An 818-nucleotide genomic window follows, 5' to 3' on the forward strand; every position below is an offset into this window, starting at 1 on the left:
GCCCTGGAGGCGTCCGGCGGCAACCGCACCGCGGCCGCCCGGCGCCTCGGCATCCAGCGCCAGCTGCTCTACGCCAAGATCGAGCGCTACGGCCTCGGCGCGCCGGCCGACGGCGCGCGCCTGTCCGATCTCACGACGGTCGCTGTCGCGAATCCGGACGATCAAGCTTGACCGTTGCCGAGGCAACCATCTGATCCGTAAGCGTTTTGTCGATGGCACGGACGGTGCCATGGCCTTCCCGTGATCCGATCGGGACAGGGAGGCGTCGTGCGGCATCGGAAGACGGCTCTCCTCCCGGCCATCGCGGCGCTCGCCCTCTCGGCAGCGAGCGCCGCGGCGCAGACGGCGTTCGATCCCGCCGGCCTGCCCGAGACACGCGGAACGGTGCGGCAGTACACGCTGACGCCACGCGGCGACATCGACGGCCTGATCCTCACCGACGGCACCGAGGTGAAGGCGCCGCCCCATCTCAGCGTGCAGCTGGCCTTCGCGGTGCGCCCCGGGGATGCCGTCACCATCCACGGACTGAAGGCCCGCGCGCTGCCGCTGGTCGACGGCACGATGATCCGCAACGATGCGACCGGGGCGACGGTGATCGACCTCGGGCCGCCCGGGCGCGACCGCAGCGAGACGACGGTGACCGGGCGCGTGGCCATGCCGCTGCACGGCAAGCGCGGCGAGATCAACGGGGTGCTGCTCGCGGACGGCACGCAGGTGCGGATGCCGCCGCGCGAGGCCGAACGCTGGAACGCCGAGCTCCGGGCCGGGCGCGCCCTGACCGTCCGCGGGGTTCTCGCCCGCAGCGCGCTGGGCACCGT

At 73.2% G+C, this 818-nt stretch carries 2 protein-coding genes; both read left to right on the forward strand.

Annotated elements, in window-relative coordinates:
* Window positions 1-171: helix-turn-helix domain-containing protein (locus tag FV223_RS28905; RefSeq protein ID WP_281407486.1), on the forward strand; the 171-nt coding region annotated here is incomplete at its 5' end.
* Between the two features lie 96 nt (window positions 172-267).
* On the forward strand, window positions 268-818 hold a 551-nt coding region (locus FV223_RS28910; RefSeq protein WP_147730032.1), incomplete at its 3' end, for a hypothetical protein.

This window comes from Methylobacterium sp. WL116 (assembly GCF_008039455.1).
In the GTDB taxonomy this organism is placed as follows: Bacteria; Pseudomonadota; Alphaproteobacteria; order Rhizobiales; family Beijerinckiaceae; genus Methylobacterium.